This is a genomic window from Undibacterium sp., from assembly GCF_030683615.1.
GTDB classification, from domain to species: domain Bacteria; phylum Pseudomonadota; class Gammaproteobacteria; order Burkholderiales; family Burkholderiaceae_D; genus Undibacterium; species Undibacterium umbellatum.
Genome location: NZ_JAUXQE010000010.1, coordinates 92267 through 109987, shown reverse-complemented (window position 1 = coordinate 109987; position 17721 = coordinate 92267). Strand labels below are relative to the sequence as shown.

At 48.9% G+C, this 17721-nt stretch carries 17 protein-coding genes; 2 read left to right on the top strand and 15 right to left on the bottom strand.

Annotated elements, in window-relative coordinates:
* Window positions 1–12: 12 nt before the first annotated feature.
* From Q8K39_RS06160 to Q8K39_RS06105, 12 genes are all read right to left on the bottom strand, one after another.
* A complete protein-coding gene (locus Q8K39_RS06160) occupies window positions 13–426 on the bottom strand; it encodes a hypothetical protein (protein ID WP_186956423.1) in 414 nt (137 codons plus the stop codon).
* Between the two features lie 8 nt (window positions 427–434).
* The gene (locus Q8K39_RS06155) at window positions 435–1214 is read right to left on the bottom strand and encodes a hypothetical protein (RefSeq protein ID WP_305258743.1); all 780 of its coding nucleotides are present in this window, start codon (window positions 1212–1214) and stop codon (window positions 435–437) included.
* Window positions 1214–1822: a hypothetical protein gene (locus tag Q8K39_RS06150; RefSeq protein ID WP_305258742.1), complete on the bottom strand. Its 609-nt coding sequence runs from the start codon at window positions 1820–1822 to the stop codon at window positions 1214–1216. Before Q8K39_RS06150 ends, Q8K39_RS06155 begins: the two co-directional genes overlap by 1 nt.
* Window positions 1819–2103, bottom strand: a complete 285-nt coding sequence (locus Q8K39_RS06145) for a hypothetical protein (RefSeq protein WP_186956426.1) — start codon at window positions 2101–2103, stop codon at window positions 1819–1821. Before Q8K39_RS06145 ends, Q8K39_RS06150 begins: the two co-directional genes overlap by 4 nt.
* On the bottom strand, window positions 2103–2408 hold the full coding sequence (locus Q8K39_RS06140; RefSeq protein ID WP_305258741.1) for a hypothetical protein: 306 nt from the start codon (window positions 2406–2408) through the stop codon (window positions 2103–2105). The genes Q8K39_RS06145 and Q8K39_RS06140 overlap by 1 nt, the downstream gene beginning before the upstream one ends.
* A 114-nt stretch (window positions 2409–2522) precedes the next feature.
* On the bottom strand, window positions 2523–3446 hold the full coding sequence (locus Q8K39_RS06135; RefSeq protein WP_305258740.1) for a DUF5309 domain-containing protein: 924 nt from the start codon (window positions 3444–3446) through the stop codon (window positions 2523–2525).
* A gap of 24 nt (window positions 3447–3470) precedes the next feature.
* The gene (locus tag Q8K39_RS06130) at window positions 3471–4451 is read right to left on the bottom strand and encodes a hypothetical protein (RefSeq protein ID WP_305258739.1); all 981 of its coding nucleotides are present in this window, start codon (window positions 4449–4451) and stop codon (window positions 3471–3473) included.
* Between the two features lie 374 nt (window positions 4452–4825).
* On the bottom strand, window positions 4826–5110 hold the full coding sequence (locus Q8K39_RS06125; protein WP_305258738.1) for a hypothetical protein: 285 nt from the start codon (window positions 5108–5110) through the stop codon (window positions 4826–4828).
* Window positions 5094–7448, bottom strand: a complete 2355-nt coding sequence (locus Q8K39_RS06120) for a hypothetical protein (protein WP_305258737.1) — start codon at window positions 7446–7448, stop codon at window positions 5094–5096. Before Q8K39_RS06120 ends, Q8K39_RS06125 begins: the two co-directional genes overlap by 17 nt.
* A gap of 8 nt (window positions 7449–7456) precedes the next feature.
* The gene (locus tag Q8K39_RS06115; protein ID WP_305258736.1) at window positions 7457–8704 is read right to left on the bottom strand and encodes a PBSX family phage terminase large subunit; all 1248 of its coding nucleotides are present in this window, start codon (window positions 8702–8704) and stop codon (window positions 7457–7459) included.
* Window positions 8694–9014 (bottom strand): hypothetical protein, encoded by a 321-nt coding sequence (locus Q8K39_RS06110; protein ID WP_305258735.1) that lies wholly within the window; start codon window positions 9012–9014, stop codon window positions 8694–8696. Before Q8K39_RS06110 ends, Q8K39_RS06115 begins: the two co-directional genes overlap by 11 nt.
* The gene (locus Q8K39_RS06105; protein WP_305258734.1) at window positions 9007–9234 is read right to left on the bottom strand and encodes a hypothetical protein; all 228 of its coding nucleotides are present in this window, start codon (window positions 9232–9234) and stop codon (window positions 9007–9009) included. Before Q8K39_RS06105 ends, Q8K39_RS06110 begins: the two co-directional genes overlap by 8 nt.
* 1012 nt (window positions 9235–10246) lie before the next feature.
* On the opposite strand from Q8K39_RS06105, the gene Q8K39_RS06100 reads away from it, so the two are divergent.
* Window positions 10247–13774 carry a CHASE domain-containing protein gene (locus tag Q8K39_RS06100; RefSeq protein WP_305258733.1) on the top strand — a complete coding sequence of 1176 codons (3528 nt, stop codon included), beginning with the start codon at window positions 10247–10249 and terminating at the stop codon, window positions 13772–13774.
* A 5-nt stretch (window positions 13775–13779) separates the two neighbouring features.
* On the opposite strand, the gene Q8K39_RS06095 is transcribed toward Q8K39_RS06100, so the two are convergent.
* From Q8K39_RS06095 to Q8K39_RS06085, 3 genes are all read right to left on the bottom strand, one after another.
* The gene (locus Q8K39_RS06095) at window positions 13780–15384 is read right to left on the bottom strand and encodes a sensor histidine kinase (RefSeq protein ID WP_305258732.1); all 1605 of its coding nucleotides are present in this window, start codon (window positions 15382–15384) and stop codon (window positions 13780–13782) included.
* A gap of 243 nt (window positions 15385–15627) precedes the next feature.
* On the bottom strand, window positions 15628–16788 hold the full coding sequence (locus tag Q8K39_RS06090) for a porin (RefSeq protein WP_305258731.1): 1161 nt from the start codon (window positions 16786–16788) through the stop codon (window positions 15628–15630).
* A 36-nt stretch (window positions 16789–16824) separates the two neighbouring features.
* Window positions 16825–17241: a hypothetical protein gene (locus Q8K39_RS06085; protein WP_305258915.1), complete on the bottom strand. Its 417-nt coding sequence runs from the start codon at window positions 17239–17241 to the stop codon at window positions 16825–16827.
* A gap of 98 nt (window positions 17242–17339) precedes the next feature.
* Here Q8K39_RS06085 and Q8K39_RS06080 point away from each other — a divergent pair, with 98 nt between their 5' ends.
* Complete coding sequence (locus tag Q8K39_RS06080; RefSeq protein WP_305258730.1) at window positions 17340–17687, top strand: hypothetical protein; 348 nt, start codon at window positions 17340–17342, stop codon at window positions 17685–17687.
* Window positions 17688–17721: the final 34 nt, after the last annotated feature.

The following is a 17721-nucleotide window of genomic DNA, read 5'->3' as shown; positions in this document are numbered from 1 at the left end:
CTGAAGACATAATCAATAATCCCCCATATGTACACGCACACGCCAGCCTGCAGTCACTGAAGTACCGACAGTGGCATAGAGTGTATAACCAGCTGGAATAGCGCGATTCAATGGAATAACAACTTTCGTCTGACCCGCGACCTCGCTCAATACAGTGGCAGGCAGACTAATTTCTTCCCACAAAATATTATTTGCAGACGTCGTCGTAGCAGAGCCATTATTGAGAAATACACGCAAGACTGATGCCGCATTTGTTCCAACTGGCAAGGCTTCAACGCTCTCCACGAACGCGCCATTCGGGCCTGCTGCAAGAGAAATTTGCGTGACAGGACCAGTACCATCTTTACTGGTATTTGCTACAGTGATCGGAGCTGATATCAGAACCCTGGGTATCAGCGGGAAAATTGGTGAAATATTTGCTGCCATACTTATCCTCAGAAATTGTTGTATAAATACAGTACACTCGCGGCGTTTGTCCCCCAACTCGCGTTAGCACCATCCGTCGTCAGCACCTTGCCCGCATTCCCGGTTTGTCCAGGCAAAACAGGAGAGAAAGCCTGCGCGACAACAAAAGCGCATGTAGCGACTTCGTTGGTAGCCGTTCCTGTCGTTTTGGTTGCAGCGGTGATTGTTGCAGCAGTAAAGTCCTGAGCTCCTGCCCATACTTGGCCATCAACATTACCCTTCGCTGACATGCCAGGTCCACTCAGTTTGCCCGACACCGAAAAATCACCTGTGACGATCTGATTCCCGACCATAGTCAAGTTCCCCGTCATGGTCTGATTCCCAGTCCGCAGCAAAGTCTCTGACCCTGCAATAATGACGAAATTTGTACCGTCATACATCAACAGCAATGGCTGGTTGGCAACAATGTCACCGGCAGTAGGCTCTGCCCCCAGCAAAGTCTTGACAGGTTTTGCGCCGAGTCCAGACACATTCACGGTCAAAGCACCCGTCCCTGCATAGACTGGTCGATACAACAGCATCAGCCCGGTCGTATATGCTAACAAGGCAGTTGCTGGATTCAAGACATGCGCTGCCGCTGTACCCGTTTCTGCCGCAGTAATAATCACAGCGCCTGTGAAACCTGCGAAGCATTCCTTCAATACCGTTTTCAACATGCGGATATGATCATCGCCCTGGGATTTAGGGTCAGATGCTGTTGGATTTGTGATCGTCAGATCATTGATATAGTTTGCAGTTTCTAATGCCATTATTTAGCCCTCACTTGCATGGTTGAACCTGAATACCAGTCTATGGAATTAATGGCGTCCACACTTTGTAAATACAGTTTTTCAAAGGTAGGAATACGCGCATCATTCATGATGAAAGGCTGGGCTGCGCACAAAGCAGCGTACAGGTAGACGTTGGGAAAAGCCGCCAGCAACCAGTTCGTCGTATTGATAGTTGACAAAGCTGGTATGCGCTGCTGATAAGTCAATTCCAGTTGATAAGCTGCATCCGGTACCGGTGCCAATTGCAGCTGTTGGCCAATGACAGAAAATGCTACTGGCTTGCCATTTGCGGCACCTGCGTGATCAGCGCTGAGCTGATCTGGAGAAGCATAACGCAGCACCGTCACCGGATCACTGCGTAATATCAACCTCCTCATTTCCAGCATATCAAGCGGCAAGTTCACATAGGCATTGCCAGCTATTGTCGGTAGATTGCTGTGTACATCCATGGGTCGTGCAACAATATCCGACGACATCTTGGCCTCAGCCAAAGCAATAAAATCAGCAATGAACGGTGTCAGATCAGTACGATGCAACCAGCTACTCACGGCTGTCTGCAGACTTGCATAATCAGTGATAGCGCTCATACCTGGCCTCCCCAGACACGAAAGGCAGACAGTGCAGGATCAGCCAACATGCTCTTCACATGCACGGCTTCCGCCATGAATTCCTGGAAACTGATACCTTTGTCATTCAGATATTTCTCTACGATCACCATGGGGAAAGACGCTGCATGCCGCATATCAGCCGAACCATGCTTTCCTTCCTTGTGCAGAGCTTGAGTATGCTCAGCAATGGCCGTGCAATCCTGCACACGCTCAAACGTAACATCACCACCTTCTACATGGATATTGGTCGTGACTGCCATTACATGTTCTCCAGCGGGGACACCTGTACCACACCCGCAGCAGCCACCTGGATAGCAGCGATCCTGTCATTGCCATTCACACTCAGGATGACCGCATCACCGGGCTGTACCTGCAAATCCGTGCTCAAAGCAGTCGCAGATGATTTGCCAAGCCTCACACAAGCTGGCGCGGTCGCCGCGACACGAATAAAGCGCGGCAATTCGCCGCTGGACATTGTTGGAATAGTTGCAGATGCAGACGTAGCCGAAGTGGCTATTGCCACTCCGGTGGTCTGACACGACACGGTGATGTATCCACCATTCATAAAACCTCCTGCGCTTCACAGCGTTTTAATTCAATTGAAAAAGGCGGGACTTGCACCCGCCAGCTTTTTATGTCGCCATCAAAAACCGATGGCTGCATATTCGAACATCAACAATTACAAGACGTCGTAAATCGCACCATGTGCTTTCGGTGCACGGCATTCCAGTGTGTACTCCACCACCAGTTCACGCTGTACTGCATCGCCTGTCGTCGCCAGTTCGATCGTGCTGAACGGGCGCAGATAAGCCAGAGCCAATTTATCTGCCTGCAAGACAAACACATCACGCGACGCCTGGAAGCGGTTCGGTACCACCTTCAAAGAACCAAAGTCAGATACATACACATCAATCGCCGCATACAGCTTGGCATCTTCTGACTTATCGAAACGTGTTGCATTGCCAGAAAATGTCGAGAAAGTCTGTTTCTGCGCCGGGCCAACCATGATGGTGTCAGGCTCACCACCAGCGCTATAGCATTTCTGCAAGACGTTCTTCAACTGTGCTTCAGTAAAAGCGCGCGGTGTACCGACCGTGCGGCCAGTGTTACCGGTATACGATGCCAAAGTACCGGCATTGTTATCGACGTTATCAACCACCCAACCGATCAAACCACGTGCCTGGCGTGGCGAAGTTGCTGCCACATCGAGTTGACACAGGGCCGACTCCATATCACGCTTCAATTCCAGCGAAGCCATGGACAACTGATAAGCCAGTTCATCCTTGCGACCCGCCGGGTTCATTGCTTGCTGGGTGCCAGAGACTATCACGGTCTTCGATGCGATTTGTGTACGATTACTCAAACGCACAGTCGGTGTCACGCTCTTGGCCGTAGCATTGTCGCCCTCTGCTTGCGCATTGGTGGTCACTGCGCTGGCCAAGTCCTGCGTTTGCCATTCATGCAAAGTATTGCTGGCCTTGGCCTTGGCGGCCATGTTCATCAAAGGCGTCGTGGTTGGTGAAATACGATAAATGATATCGCTGAGATCTTCCTTGTTACCAATTGCGCTGGTTGTTACAAAAGTATTGCTTGGTGCTGTCATAGATTTCTCCGGGGTCTCGCGACCTTAAATAAATTTTGCAAAAAGGGATGCAGCATCTTCAACTCTGCCGGATTTGGCAAGACGCTGCATGGCAGCCTGACGACCATCACCACCGGGCGATTCGCCCACACCCGGTCTGACTACTTTTTGCGGGATGCTCGTCACACGTTTGGCTGCCGCATTGGCTTTGGACATCATGGCGTCGTACAGCATGGCTTTGCGTCCCAGCAAAACTGCCTTGTGGTCAGCAATGCTGTCCACCAGTTGATGTTCAAAACCTTGCTCCAATAAATATCGGCGAATGGCGTTACTTTCGGCCTCAGCCTTTCTGCTGTCTTTCCAGTCCGGTAGCTTGGCAAGAAGTTCTTCCTGCTGCGTATGGAGCACAGACTCCAGATGGTGCGCCTGCTCTGCCTGGGCAATATGCGCCAGGTGTTGTTGTTGCTGAATATTTTTCTGATAAGCCGCTTGTCTCCTTTGATAGAGGTGCTGCTGTTTCAGATATTCAGCTGGGTTGTTGTCCAGCAGATGTTCCCAGTCTATCTGCTGTTGCTGGTTCAAAGCGCCTTCGATTTGCACCGCCATCTTTTGCAGATTGCTGGCATATTCCTGGCGCTCCTGTGTGGCCTTATGGATTTCAGCATCGGCAGCCTTGCGCTGCTCAGCCACTTCCATGGTCTTTCTGGTGTAATCGGATTGACGCAAGCCATTTTTATAGGCATCTGCCAGTTCTGCCTTGGACAAATTGACGGTCTTGCCATCTACTACAATGGTGACAGCCTCATCATCTCCGGCATACAAGTCCTGCTCTGCATCCTCAATGACTGGCTCGGCAGACAAAGTATCATTCCTGTCTCTTCGGCCACTCAAGTCATCCAGAACTTCCTTCTCCAGCGCCTGAGCACTCTTTTCATGTGCCTGCGGCTCCAGAAAAGCACCCAAGGCTTGCGCTGCACCATCTACATTTAAAGCACTACTTGTGGGTTCAGCTACCTGATTATCCATATTCTATCTCCAATCAATGAATGGGATTTCCACCCATTCCCGGCGCCTCGCGGCGTTAAGGCTACGCTGATTAAGTCCTGCTCGTAAATTTTACCTCTTTGTGAATCAATGACTTATCAAAGGTAATGTCGTTATTCGGATACTTGTTCAGCATAGCCTTAAGATTTATCCAGCAGAAAAACCGCTATCGCGGCCATCCAGCGTGCCGGACCACCACTAGACTTTAATAAGTTCACCACTATTGAGCTGATAAGCAGCCTCGCCACATGCAACCCTGACCCAGCCCTTGGCTGTCTGTATCATCGCCACGGTGGGCTGCGGATGAAAAGCCATGGCCACTGAATCCTTCCAGCCCTTGAAGTCTTGAACTACCTTTACCAGCTCTTCAAACGATGCATCAGGCCTTGCTTGTGTTCCACTTCCAGTTGCGCCAGCTTGCCGGTTTCCAGTGTCGTGTCGAGCTGGCTTTTGAGTTTCTTCAACATGGCCAGATACATCCAGAGTTTTTCCCGCCCCTCGACGTCGCGTGCTGGTGAGTTTTTCCATTTTTCTGTGACCTCATTTTCTATATCAGCAAAGGCCTGCTGATAGGCTTCATTCTCCAGCACTTCCCTGGCGCGGCTGGCTGCGTGTACGCGTTGTTCAAATGTGCTCATCATTCACTCCTGTCAGTCCATTTGTCATTTCGGTAGTCATTCCATCCACGAAGCAAGTATCCAGTTGTGGTTGCGGTTGCATCTTTGCCTCCGCTGTAATACGGGCGACCATCATCCTGGTTTCTGCCTCCAACTGCGCTTTCCAACGCTCAAACTCCATGCGTTGTTGAGCTAGTTGAGCATCCAGTTGTGCTTTATGCTGACGTTCCTGCATGTCGTTCTGCGACTGTGCCTGCTGTTTTTGCGCTTCCAGTTGCAGTTCACGTTCACGCAACATGGCTTCCTGCTGCAATTCGCGTTCGCGCATTTGCATCTCCATCATGTGTTTTTCTTTACTCGCCTGCATTTGCATTTGCGTCTTTTGTTGCTCAGCCTGCATCTGCATTTGGGCAGGATCAGACGGTGGTGGCGCTGGCGGGTTTTTAGCCGGATCGATAAAAAACTTGTCGCCATTCTTAAATCCCAACAAGCGCGCGAGTTCAGAGCTGGATTGATAAATCCCTTGCGGATTCGCTATCCCCAAAGGAAAAACCTTTTCCTGCTGCGCCAGCAAAGCCATCAGATGATTCACTTTCTGGTCTTTATTACCCAGGCCTATGCCGACGTTGATACTCACATCGAACTGGTTGCGCCATTCACGCGGATCAATATCCACCCAGCCATTTGATAATCTGACCTGTGCCTTCTTATCCTGATGCTGGCATATCAATTTCAATACCAGTTTGAACAACTCAGTAAAGCCTTCAGCAAAATTGCGTGAGATCAAATCCAGGCGCATGTCTGCCTTGTTGGTAATGATATTCATCCCCTGCGCAGTCTGGTTCAATCCGTCAGAATCATTGCCCTGGCTATAGCGCGTCCAACCCGTCTTGTTTTCCAGGTCTTGCTGTATGTAGTCCAGCAAACCCATTGCTTCACCCGTATTTCCTTGCGCCTGATCAAGCCTGCCTACCGCGCCAGGCTGTTTGATACGCACCACGCCACCAGGGCGTGAAGTCAGCAAATCATCCAGATTAACCTGGCCTTCTACGGCGTAATAGCGGCCATTGACGTTGAGATAAAGATTATCGAGCTGGCTGCGCAGGATACTGGTCTTGGTCTTCTGGCTTTCCATCGCCAGGTCGGCAATCGACAAACCAAAGAAGGTATGCGGCAATGGTACTGGCGTGATATCCACGAAAGGAATGAAATCCACCTCTTCATTGTCGAGCAACTCATTACCGGCCACCGTCACCTTGCGCAATTCACTGATACCATCACCATCAAAATCACAACGCACATAAGCTTCCGTAATCCAGATCTTGCGCTGGCTGTCATCGGTATTCGTGACTTCGTCAGACAAATAGGCATTTTCATCATTCCAGCTCAATCGCTGTATGCGTTCCAGATTCAAGGCTTGCCCCTGATCTTCGCCACTGATATTGTCCAAGTTCTTATAGCCCATGGATTTTAGCTCAGACACTGTGCGCTGCACCCTGTGCCCGACAAATTTGGCCGTCTGTATATCCTTGGCATTGCGCGCTATCAAAAATTCTTCAGGTGGCACATTGTCTATCTGTATCTTGCCGCCAGTCTTCACGCGCTTGCAAGTAATGTCATAAAATATTTCAGGTGGCTGTGACTGGATTTGCTGAAGCTGCGCTTGCAGTTGCTGTACAGCTGAATTAACTTGCTGATTTGCTGGCGGCATGTTCGGCTGGCCAGGTGGCTGGCCGGGATGCTGAACATTCGCTTGCGGTGCCTGCATCGCCTGCTGAAGTTGCTGGTTGATTTGCTCTATCGCCTGCTGACGCTGTTTGGCATCATCCTCATCTGGATAAGCCTGCTGGGCAATGACTTCAACTTCCGGGTCATCCAGAATTTGCGCCAACTCAATCTGGCTCAAGCCTTTGTATTCTTCTTTTGCTTCTTCAAAGCGGGTATCCCACCACACCTTGACGATGCCATTTTTTTGCAGCAATGCATCCTTCATCCACACATAGGCGATCTTGTGACCATTGTTCTTTTTAAAGAACAGGTAATTGATATACTCCGTCGCGGCCTTGGCTCTGGCTTCATCATCCGGGTTTTGCGGTTCAAACTCCACGATGGAATCGCCACCACAAAACGTCACCATCAATTGCGGCAGCATTGACTCTATGGTGTCACGCACATCGGTAGAAACCACCGATGAACGGCCATCCACTTCTGGTGGTGACAAGTCACCAACCGCCAGGCCCAGATAATAATACTCCGCCTTTTGCCTGGCTTGCGACAAGCGCGAAGATGAATAACCCAGGCTCTGGCGCATTTCTGTCTGCACCAGTGCTTTCAATTCGTCTTGAGATAAAGCTTTAGCCATTCCATCCTCTATGCATAAGTAAATTTAGGGTAAGTCAGTTTGCCGCCCCATTCTTCATTCGACATCGCCTCTACATTGATGCAGATATAGCGCAGGTTATCCGCACCATGGCTGAACTCGTCATGCAAGGGTGCGCCAGCTTCATTGGTGCTTTGATTGATCACACGGCGATAACGCTTTACGCATTCAATCAAGCGCGCAGTTTTATCCGCATCAAACCACAAGCGCCCAAATGTCATGCGCGTCAGACGTATGCCATCTTCCACACTCATGCTGGGTGTGATTGCCACGTCCCAGCCCAGGGCTGTCATGATTTCTTCTGCGCTCTTGCCGGTTTTAAAATCCTTGTTGCGGCCATCGTGAGGTAAAAATAGTTTTCCCCAGTTCATATTCTTTTGCTTCAATAAAGCTGAGTAATAATCCAGGGTTTGATGGCTGTCTTCCAGGTATTCAATCACCCGCAATTCCGAACTTTGTCTTTGCACCAGGCTGATCGCCATCGCATCATTCCAACCCAGGTCAACCACCACATGCACTTTCAGCATCGGGTCATACGGCACATGACAAATCCTGCCCAGTGCGCCAGCCACTTCGTGGTAATAAATCGCTCCACTGACAGCGGGTTTGCATTCACCATCCCAGATATTTTTATAAGCTTCAGGTTCACGTTGCATGCAGGTTTGCCTTTCCCTTTCCAGCACTTCAGGGAACCAGGGGTTATCCCGCCAGTTCATCAAGATCGAGACACAATCATGCGGTGGCCTTGCGACAAAGCGCTGATGGGTAGGATCAGTTTCCAGTTCAGGGTTGTAAGTCACCCATATTTCTGATCCCGCAGTCCGTATCGTCGGTATCAAAATACTCCAGGACCTGTCCGATACACTCTGGCCTTCTTCTATCCAGACCTTGGTGCAGCCTTCAAAGGATTTGATACTGTCAGCTGTCTGGTCAGACAAACCGCTGAAATAAAAACGCGTGCCATTCATGCCGCGAATTTCTGACTCATACACCTGGTAAAAGTGACTTAGCCCAAGAGCCGCAATCTGGTCACGCAAAAGCTGGTGTACCGATTGCTTGATGGATTTCTGCAATTCACGTGCACATAAAATCCGCTCCACATTCTGCACACCCAGCAACAACAAGGCGCGGGCGAAACCCCAGGACTTGCCACTGCCTCGTCCACCACGCGCCACCTTGTAACGTGCTGGCTGGAACAGGAATTCCAGTTTTTCAGGGAACTCACATTCAATCTGCATTTGGCTTGACCAGTTTGATGGCGATATCACTAATCAGATGTTCACCGTTTTCTCCTGCACCATTGACTTGCAGAGGCAATATCTTCAAATATAAAACTGTCCAGAATGCTTTTTCATTGGTTGGGTCTTCCCGTGCCCATTGCGCCAGACGCAAAGCACCGCCGAGTTCTTCACCGGCTTTGGCAATCGCATCCCTGACAGTCGGTGTTGATAGGCTTACTGCTTTCTTTGGTCGTCCACGTGTCTTGGTAGCAGGTTTAGTCGCGGGCTCTGATGCGACCGCGGCCTTCACAATTTTGCTTTCACTCATTTGTTTCCAGGATGCCTTGCGGCTTGTCCTGCTCCAGGTTTATCAGCATAGACATCATCGATGTATCGTGGGCAGCGCATGCGCACATTCCCATGACTCCCGTCAACGCCCTAAAAGATTTACCTGTCTGCTGCTTCGCGATCAGTATGGTCAGCACTATGTGGAGGGTGATACGCTTGCGATCACAAACAGGTAAAAGCCTGAGCGCCAGCACAAACATGTTGCGCGGCGCGATTCCGTCGAATTTCTGCGCTCATCAACAAAACTCGCCAACAACGCGCAGAAAACAAAAAGCCCCGCTGCTTTACAGTAGCGGGGCCAGATCAACTCTAACAAATCAAATTCTTTAGGACGCAAAACGCCCTGAGTAGAACTATATACTGATTATTTAATCAGTGCAAATTTTTCTTAAGCTCCAACATTGGCAGGGAAATTCCCTGAGAATACGGCGCAGAAGTTTAAGAAAAATCCTGCAGGTCAAAACCAAAAACCCCACTTTTTACAAAGCAGGGCTCGTGGTTTTTATCTGAGGGATACTACAACTTGGCAACAGGACGCAGCTCGCCCTGAACAACACTATATACTGATTATTTAATCAGTGCAAATTTTTCTTATTACAGCTTAGCACTTAAACGAGGCAAGAAAACAACATCTAGATTCGACCCAACGAAAGTTTTAATAAATAAAAATAATCAATAAAAACAAGGCTTTAAAAACCAAAAACCCTACTTTTTTCAAAGCAGGGTCCGTGGTTTTTATCTGAGGGATACTACAGCTTGGCAACAAGGCGCGACTCGCCCTGAACAACACTATACACTGATTATTTAATCAGTACAAATTTTTCTTAACACAGTGTTTCGTATGAGAATCACAAGAAAAAACAGCGTAGATAGCGGCAGACAGCTACGCCTGCAAGCCTGTGTATTAGCAAAGAAATAGGCGTGCAAATTCCACAAGATCAATATAGACACAAGGGCTTGCTTTCAGTCATATAATTATCCAAAGCAAATTTTTGACTAAGAACCTGTTCACGATCTGTAGCGAGCGGGCGTCAGCGGGGCCTGGGGAACAAGAACGCAGCACAAAAAGCGGAGTGTACTCGAGTGCATGAGCATTTTGAGCAGCAAATGATCCCCGCGTAGACTCCGGTTGCGCACGCGCAGTAAGATCGTGAACTGGTTCTAAGATCGCAAACAGGTTCTAAAAGTGTTCACTATGGGGAGCCAGGTATCTTGCCCGCATCATCCTTGAACAATGCCGACGCTCTGGTCGTGAGGAATCTGCAACTTGCTTTCGTCTATATCCTGTTTGGACGTATCGCCTTGTTGCTGGCAATTCCTCCCGGCTATGCCATTGCCGTATTCCCTCCGGCAGGCATTGCCGTCATCGCCGTACTGACCGGAGGTTATCGCCTCTTGCCGGGTGTGGCCCTGGGTTCATGCCTGTTCAATCTGTGGATAGGCTGGGAAAGCCAAGGGCAACTCACGGTAGCTACAATCGCTCTTGCCCTGCTGGTTGCCACCGGTGCCCTGTTGCAAGCCGTGGTCAGCACCTATCTTATCAAAAGCCTTGTTGGCTACCCGGCTGCACTGGATACTGAGCGCCATGTTGCCCTCTTCCTCCTACTGGCCGGTCCGGTTGGTTGCCTGATCAATGCAAGTATTGGAATTTTTTCCCTGTTCACCCTGGGGTTACTGCCAGTGACTGACATGTTTGGCAACTGGCTTACTTGGTGGATAGGTGACATCCTTGGTGTCCTGATCGTCGCACCATTGGTCATGATACTGATAGGACAACCTCGTACTATCTGGAAATCCCGTCGCCTTAATGTAGGCGTACCTTTGCTATTGACCTTATCCGTCGTTGTTTCCATCTTCCTCTACGTGCGCGAATCTGAAGTAGAAAGGCAAACAAAAGAGTTCGAAACCGAAGCCAGCCGAATGGTGCAAGCCATACAGCATAGATTCGATTTCCAAAGCGAATTCCTGTGGAATATGGAACGGTTTTTTACCAGCTCCGAACATGTCTCGCGGGAAGATTTCGGCAGCTTCGTCAGCAAGGTACTGCAAAGAGAAAGCACCATCATCGCTGTCGATTGGGCGCCCGTGGTGATGCATGGCGACAGACCCGCCCATGAAGCCAAAGTCAAAAAAGAAACTCACATTGCATCCGGCATCAAAGAGAGCCTGGACAACATTAATTTCCGGCCTGCAACAGAACGCCCGTTTTATCTGCCCATAGAATATGTCGAACCATATGCAGTCAACCAGGCCGCAATGGGATTTGACCTCTACTCTGAAGCTGGCAGAAAAGCTGCCATAGAAAAAGCGCGTGACACCGGTCAGTTGATTGCCACTTCACCACTCAACGTTATCAGGACGGACAGATCAAAAAGTGGCACTGGCAGTCTGATTATTGTGCCCGTCTATGCACGTAACAGTCCAGTGTCAACAATAGAACAAAGGCGCGCTGCTTTTCGTGGCGTCGTCCTCAGCGTATTGCACATAGATGAACTAGTCAGGCAGGTTTTTTCTGAAGAAACACGCGCCCAGGTCCTGTTCCGCTTGCGTGACCTCAATAGCCCCGCTGACAAGAGCGAAATCTACAACACCCTGGGCCAGTATCCCACAACAACCCGATTCCACAGTAGCATCCTGCTCGGCGACCACCAGTTTGAATTCACCGCCCGCCCCTCGCCTGTCTATTGGCAACTGCATCGTTCATTGTCTGCCTGGGCCACCCTGATAGGCGGCTTATTCTTTACCAGCCTCATCAGCGTGTATTTACTGGTCGTCAGCGGCAATGCCTTTCATATCGAACACAAAGTCAGACAGCGTACGCTGGAACTGCAAGCCAGCAAAGAAGAATTGATACGCAGCGGCCTGCTACTGCAAACCGTCATGGAAGGCACAGAATCCTACATCCATGTACGCGATCTTGATGGCCGCTACCTTTACATCAACAAGGAATACGAAACCGTCTTCCAGATGAAGCGTGAACAACTGATAGGCAAAACCATAGAAGATGTTTTCCCCCCAGATCTAGCGAGGAAGTACCGCAGTGCAGAACAAACCGTCATCGCCACCAAGACCGCCTTGCGCACCGAAGCCATGGTGCAGCAAAAAGATGGCATGCATACTTACCTCGTCGTGCGTTCCCCCCTCATCAATGCCAATGGTGAAGTCTTTGGGGCTTGCGGTGTCGGCACCGACATCACACAGCGCAAGCGGGATGAAATTGTCCAGTATGAAAACCTCATGTTGCTGCAAGCGGTCATGGACAGCACCGCATCGGCTGTCTGCTTACGCGACAAGAATGGCTACTACCTCTACGCCAACAAAGAATACGACAAGCTCTTCAAGCCCGCCAATATCGCCAGCCTGATCGGCACAAGCGTCTTTTATGTCTTTTCCAGAGACAAGGCAGAGCAATACATGCGCATGTCTGCTGAAGTCATCCAGACCGGGACCATACGCCGCACAGAAATCTCCCTAACAATCGAAGGGATCGACACCACCCACATCCTCATGCTCACGCCCTTGCGCAATGAATCGGGCGAAATTTACGGTATCTGCACTGTCGGCACAGATATCAGCCAGCGCAAGAAATCCGAAGAAGCCATCCTTGCCCTCAATGCTCAACTGGCAGCCACCACCGCCTTGCAAAACGCCATACTTGACAGCGCCAACTTCTCCATCATCGCCACCGACACCACTGGCCTCATACAAGTCTGGAGCAAGGGCGCAGAACTCATGCTGGGTTACTCTGCAACAGAAATGATAGGCGTGCAAACACCAGCCTGTCTGCATGACATGGCTGAGCTGACGCACCGGGCCGCAAAACTCAGCCAGGAATTTGATATACAGGTAAGTGCGGGCTTCGGAGTCTTTGCTTTGCGTGCATTGCGGGGCTTGGCCGATGAGAGTGAATGGACATATAAACGTAAGGATGGCAGCCACCTGCCCGTCATGCTCTCAGTGACTGCACTGAAGGACAGCAAAGGTGATATATCCGGCTTCCTCAACATCGCCTACGACATCACCGAGCGCAAAAAAGTCGAAGTCATGAAAAACGAATTCATTTCCACCGTTTCCCATGAATTACGCACCCCACTGACCTCCATACGCGGCGCACTGGGTTTGCTGATGGGCGGTGCGCTAGGAAAGATGCCTGACAGTGCCGAAAAAATCCTCGACATCGCCACCAAAAATTGCCAGCGCCTTGTCAGGATGATCAACGACATCCTCGACGTAGAAAAAATAGAATCAGGCAAGATGGAATTCAATTTCGCCCAGGTACATTTGATTCCCGTATTGGAACAGGCCATCGCCGCTACTGCCGCCTACGCAGAACAGCATAAGGTCAGTCTCAGGCTGCAAACAGCAATTCAAGGCGAAGATGCCGACATCGTCAGAATAGACACCGACCGCATCACCCAGGTCCTCATCAACCTGCTCTCCAATGCAGCCAAATTCTCACCCCACGGTGCCAGCGTTGATGTGCTGCTGACCTCGCAGCCAGGGCAATTGCGCGTCGCCATCATCGACCAGGGCATAGGTATAGCGGATGAATTCCGCGATCGCATCTTCCAGAAGTTCGCCCAGGCTATTACTTCTGAGCTCCAAAGAAAAGGCGGTACTGGCCTGGGTCTGAGTATTTCCAAAGCCATCATAGAACATCATGGCGGACAAATTGGTTTTATCAGCACCATCGGTAAAGGCAGTGAATTCTTCTTTGTTCTGCCGATAGACAACAAATGACTATGTCAGCTTCGCGACGGTGCGATCAAGGGAAGTTTAATCAGAAATTCTGTACCCTTACCAATGACAGATTGCACCGATATGCTACCGCCAAGTACACCATGAACAATATTATAAGAGATATGCAGACCTAATCCTGATCCCCCCTGTCCCAGTTTGGTGGTAAAGAAAGGGTCGAATATTTTTAAGATATTCTCTTTCGATATTCCGCAGCCGTTATCTTGAAAAGAAATAATCAGCTTGCCATCGTTGTCATTATCTGTGCTGGCAACCAGTCTGATCATGCCTTGCTCGCGTCCATCGAAAGCGTGGATCAGTGCATTGTTAAACAAGTTGACAATGATTTGCGTCAGTGGTCCAGGAAAACTGTCCATGTTAATGTCTGGCTCGACATCAATTTCCAGGCTGATTTTCTTTTGCTTTAACTGCAATCGCAGTGTCAATTCGAGCTCAAGAAGAATTTTTCTCAAGTTAAAGCTCCTGCGCATCTCACTGGTCTGATCAACTGCGATAGTTTTAAAGCTGCTGATGAGCTCCGCAGCACGTGAGATATTATTGACCAGCAAGACATCAGCCTCGCTAATTGTCGAAAAGAGACGATCTAAATCGGTTCTTTTCAGCCTGCCATTTTCATAAGCTTGATGCGCTTCCTTGATTTTATCAGACAGTGTAGTCGTAATAGTCAGCGCATTACCTAGAGGTGTATTGAGCTCATGCGCTACTCCTGCTACAAGCGATCCCAGGCCAGCCAACTTCTCCGAATAAACAAGTTGGTCTTTTGTGTCCTGAAGATGCTGCAGGTGCTCTTCTTGTAATTTATAGGCGTGTGCCAGCTCACTGGTTCGTCGCGCCACACGATCTTCAAGTTGTTGGTTCAACTCTGTTATCTCAGAAATTTTCCTATTGATTTCGTTTGCCATGATATTGAAGTGCTGGCTCAGGATTGCCAGTTCATCGCTACCAGATACCTGAATAGAATGAAGATAATCACCTGAGACAATTGCCTGACTCGCCAGGGTGATTTCCTTGAGACGCCGGGAAATTCTCATACCCAGAAAAAACATAATCGCGAAAACAACAAGTAGAACTGTGCAGCTTCTCACTAGCGAGTTACGCTGCTCCTTGACTACCGCATCGACAAGACTCCTGGTCGATAAGCCATACTGCAAATACCCCTCTTCACGTCCGGGCAGCAAAAGTGGATTGCGAATATGAATTTCAGTGCGTTTTAGGGCCGAGGTTTCAAGTTGATCGAGTGTGTCAGGAGCTGGAATCTCGCGGGGAGATGTAAAGGTGCTCAGCAGGATACGCTTATCATTGCCACCGATAACAACATAAGTCACGCCATTATCAACTTGCTCATCAAGCATCTCAGTAAAAAAAATGCTTACTGTCTTCAGGTCACCTTGTCCCAGATAAGTTGACACCGTCATGTTCAACAGCTTCGAAGTCTGAGTCACGTTGGCTTTAACATTTTGTATGACCGCAGTTTCCAGAGTACGACTGCCGTCATACAGCACTGCAAGAATCAACAAGGAAAAGGACAAGACGGCAGTGACAGTGAAGTAGCCAAGCAGTGAATTTAAAAAAGAAAGGGCTTTGACTCTCATTGAATTTGCACAATATTAAGTGCCGGTCGAATATGCGCTTGATACAATTTCAGCCGCCTTCAGACTTTAATAATTTTCGGCCCAGGAGTCAATTGCCCATCCTGTAAGCGGTGCATATGGTCAATAGCAAGCTTGATTCCCATGATGGACCACTCAAGACCTGACGAACCAGACGCTGGACACTAATACCAAATGGACTGCCGTTGGCAGTCCATTTCGCTACTGAAAATTTTCTATGCCCTGTCAAAATGTCCCTTGAACAGAAACCGACAATAGCTTGGAATCACCAAAAAATTTATACGGATAACGAGACTTGTCTTTGGAAATGTCGTACTGCACCTTGAGTGAAGTATTTTTCATAAAATCCCAGCGCAAAGACAATACATGCGTTTTCCTGGATTCAATCGGCTCATTCACCGTTGTGTATTGCGAATAAGTGTACATCGGTGTGAGTGAACCATAGTTGTAGCCAACACCAATCAAAGCATACTTATAGACATTATTGATCCCAAGTGAAGGCTCCACTTGTTCAAACCTGTCGATCTCAGATTTGATCAGCCAATTCTTGTAGTCCATATTTGCAGAAATGCCCATGATTTTCGTCGGCTGGTCCTTGACGATATAAGTTGTGCCCAGAGTAGGATCACTTTGAGATGCTGTTTCATTATGACGCATCATCATTGCACGAAAATCAAAGATGCCGTTGTTCACCGATATTGATCCACCCAAAATCTTTTTCCATGAATCATCGGTAGGCGTGGTATAGTAAATTTTCGTGTAATAAGCATTATTTTTTTGAGTGAAGCTACCTGTCCATGCCGCTGCCGTCATCGCCCAGTTGGAGTCACCCAACTGCCTGCGGTAGCTGACGTTGGCACCGTTATAAGCATAAATTGGCCAGCCATACACGTCTGGCGCAGGACGTACCCAGGGATAAGCGTAACCTATGTAAAGATAATCACTGTAGTAATACAAGGGAATACGGAAACGCCCCGCCTGGAAAGTGAAATCCGAGTCAACTGATGGCTGCCAGGTGATGTAAGCCCAGTCTACCGTTGGCTTTGAACCTTCGTTAGGATTGAGTGCGCGCGAAACAAATTGCGCCGTCGCAGAAAGAGTTGGGCTGAATTCTTTTTTGATCTGTATGCCAACTAATGACTCCTGATCAAACTGCCAGCCCTTTTCTTTTTCATAGACCCCAGTATATTCCCATGCCTGCACGGTACAAGGGCACTTCCATTGCTGGTAAGTCCAGGGGGCAGAACTCCCTTGCGACGAACCACTCAAGACCTTGGCACCTGTCAGGCTATAAAATCCGGTCAGCTTTAGCGAACCACTTTCATCCAGATCAATGGCATTGGCCAAAGCGGGTAACAACATCAACGCCAGCAATATTTTTTTCATCGCATATCTCCTAAATGGCTTATCAGCGCTTCATGTTCAAGGAACAAGGGCGACCACTTTAACGCTGTCATCGACGGCAGATTTGTCTATGTAACCTATGGCATTTTGATTTTCACTCACATACTTCTTGACCTCAGCACCTGTCTTGAATTCCTTGGGCGCTTTCGCCTTTCCTGTAAAAAGCAGCTTGGACCAAATAGCCTGAACTTGTGCAGGTTCTTTTTCCAATACCTTTTTATAGAAATCGGCGCGTGCTGGTGAGTTTTCCGGCAACTCTACCGGAGAAAAAAGTGTAGAGCCGCCCAGATAGAATTGTGCGACCTGAGAGAGAAACATCTTTGTGGCTGGATTTTGCGGATGAACGATAATCGCTAACTCCGCCTTTGCTGAAACGCTCGCCAATGAGAGTAAAAGAGCAAGGACAGCAACCCGCTTATGGAATTTGAAGATCATCACACTTCCTCCAAGAAGGGCAGCAATAGGAGAAACAATCTATACCCTCGTATTGCCGATTCAAAACAGACGCACATGAGATTCTTAAGCTAAAACCAATGAACCAGAATGAAGCATTCCTCGATTTTTCGTTTTACCAAGCAAATTCACTATCCATTTCTAAGCCTAGAGTAACATTGTCCAGAGCAGAATTGAGTGAGACAACTCGACTTTCATCAGGCCACTGTTGTATTCCTTTCACAGCGATCGTCGAAGCTCACTGGACAGATGCACTTCCGACATCAGTCTTGGTATTTGAAAAATCTTCCCAGCAAACGACATTGACAGACACCGATTTCCAGAATGATGTAAACACGACATTAGAGCATCGCTCTAACATCCTTGAATCGGTAAACGTGCCAGCAATCCTGATGAAAGAGTATCGATCGCCGATGACCGTTTCATGACATAGAGCAAGAGGCCGTTACTGCGCTCCCTGGC

Excerpts from the sequence above, each read along its gene's own strand:
- Q8K39_RS06160 (WP_186956423.1), bottom strand. The coding sequence starts at position 426 with ATGGCAGCAAATATTTCACCAATTTTCCCGCTGATACCCAGGGTTCTG.
- Q8K39_RS06155 (WP_305258743.1), bottom strand. The coding sequence starts at position 1,214 with ATGGCATTAGAAACTGCAAACTATATCAATGATCTGACGATCACAAAT.
- Q8K39_RS06150 (WP_305258742.1), bottom strand. The coding sequence starts at position 1,822 with ATGAGCGCTATCACTGATTATGCAAGTCTGCAGACAGCCGTGAGTAGC.
- Q8K39_RS06145 (WP_186956426.1), bottom strand. The coding sequence starts at position 2,103 with ATGGCAGTCACGACCAATATCCATGTAGAAGGTGGTGATGTTACGTTT.
- Q8K39_RS06140 (WP_305258741.1), bottom strand. The coding sequence starts at position 2,408 with ATGAATGGTGGATACATCACCGTGTCGTGTCAGACCACCGGAGTGGCA.
- Q8K39_RS06135 (WP_305258740.1), bottom strand. The coding sequence starts at position 3,446 with ATGACAGCACCAAGCAATACTTTTGTAACAACCAGCGCAATTGGTAAC.
- Q8K39_RS06130 (WP_305258739.1), bottom strand. The coding sequence starts at position 4,451 with ATGGATAATCAGGTAGCTGAACCCACAAGTAGTGCTTTAAATGTAGAT.
- Q8K39_RS06125 (WP_305258738.1), bottom strand. The coding sequence starts at position 5,110 with ATGATGAGCACATTTGAACAACGCGTACACGCAGCCAGCCGCGCCAGG.
- Q8K39_RS06120 (WP_305258737.1), bottom strand. The coding sequence starts at position 7,448 with ATGGCTAAAGCTTTATCTCAAGACGAATTGAAAGCACTGGTGCAGACA.
- Q8K39_RS06115 (WP_305258736.1), bottom strand. The coding sequence starts at position 8,704 with ATGCAGATTGAATGTGAGTTCCCTGAAAAACTGGAATTCCTGTTCCAG.
- Q8K39_RS06110 (WP_305258735.1), bottom strand. The coding sequence starts at position 9,014 with ATGAGTGAAAGCAAAATTGTGAAGGCCGCGGTCGCATCAGAGCCCGCG.
- Q8K39_RS06105 (WP_305258734.1), bottom strand. The coding sequence starts at position 9,234 with ATGTTTGTGCTGGCGCTCAGGCTTTTACCTGTTTGTGATCGCAAGCGT.
- Q8K39_RS06095 (WP_305258732.1), bottom strand. The coding sequence starts at position 15,384 with ATGAGAGTCAAAGCCCTTTCTTTTTTAAATTCACTGCTTGGCTACTTC.
- Q8K39_RS06090 (WP_305258731.1), bottom strand. The coding sequence starts at position 16,788 with ATGAAAAAAATATTGCTGGCGTTGATGTTGTTACCCGCTTTGGCCAAT.
- Q8K39_RS06085 (WP_305258915.1), bottom strand. The coding sequence starts at position 17,241 with ATGATCTTCAAATTCCATAAGCGGGTTGCTGTCCTTGCTCTTTTACTC.
- Q8K39_RS06080 (WP_305258730.1), top strand. The coding sequence starts at position 17,340 with ATGAACCAGAATGAAGCATTCCTCGATTTTTCGTTTTACCAAGCAAAT.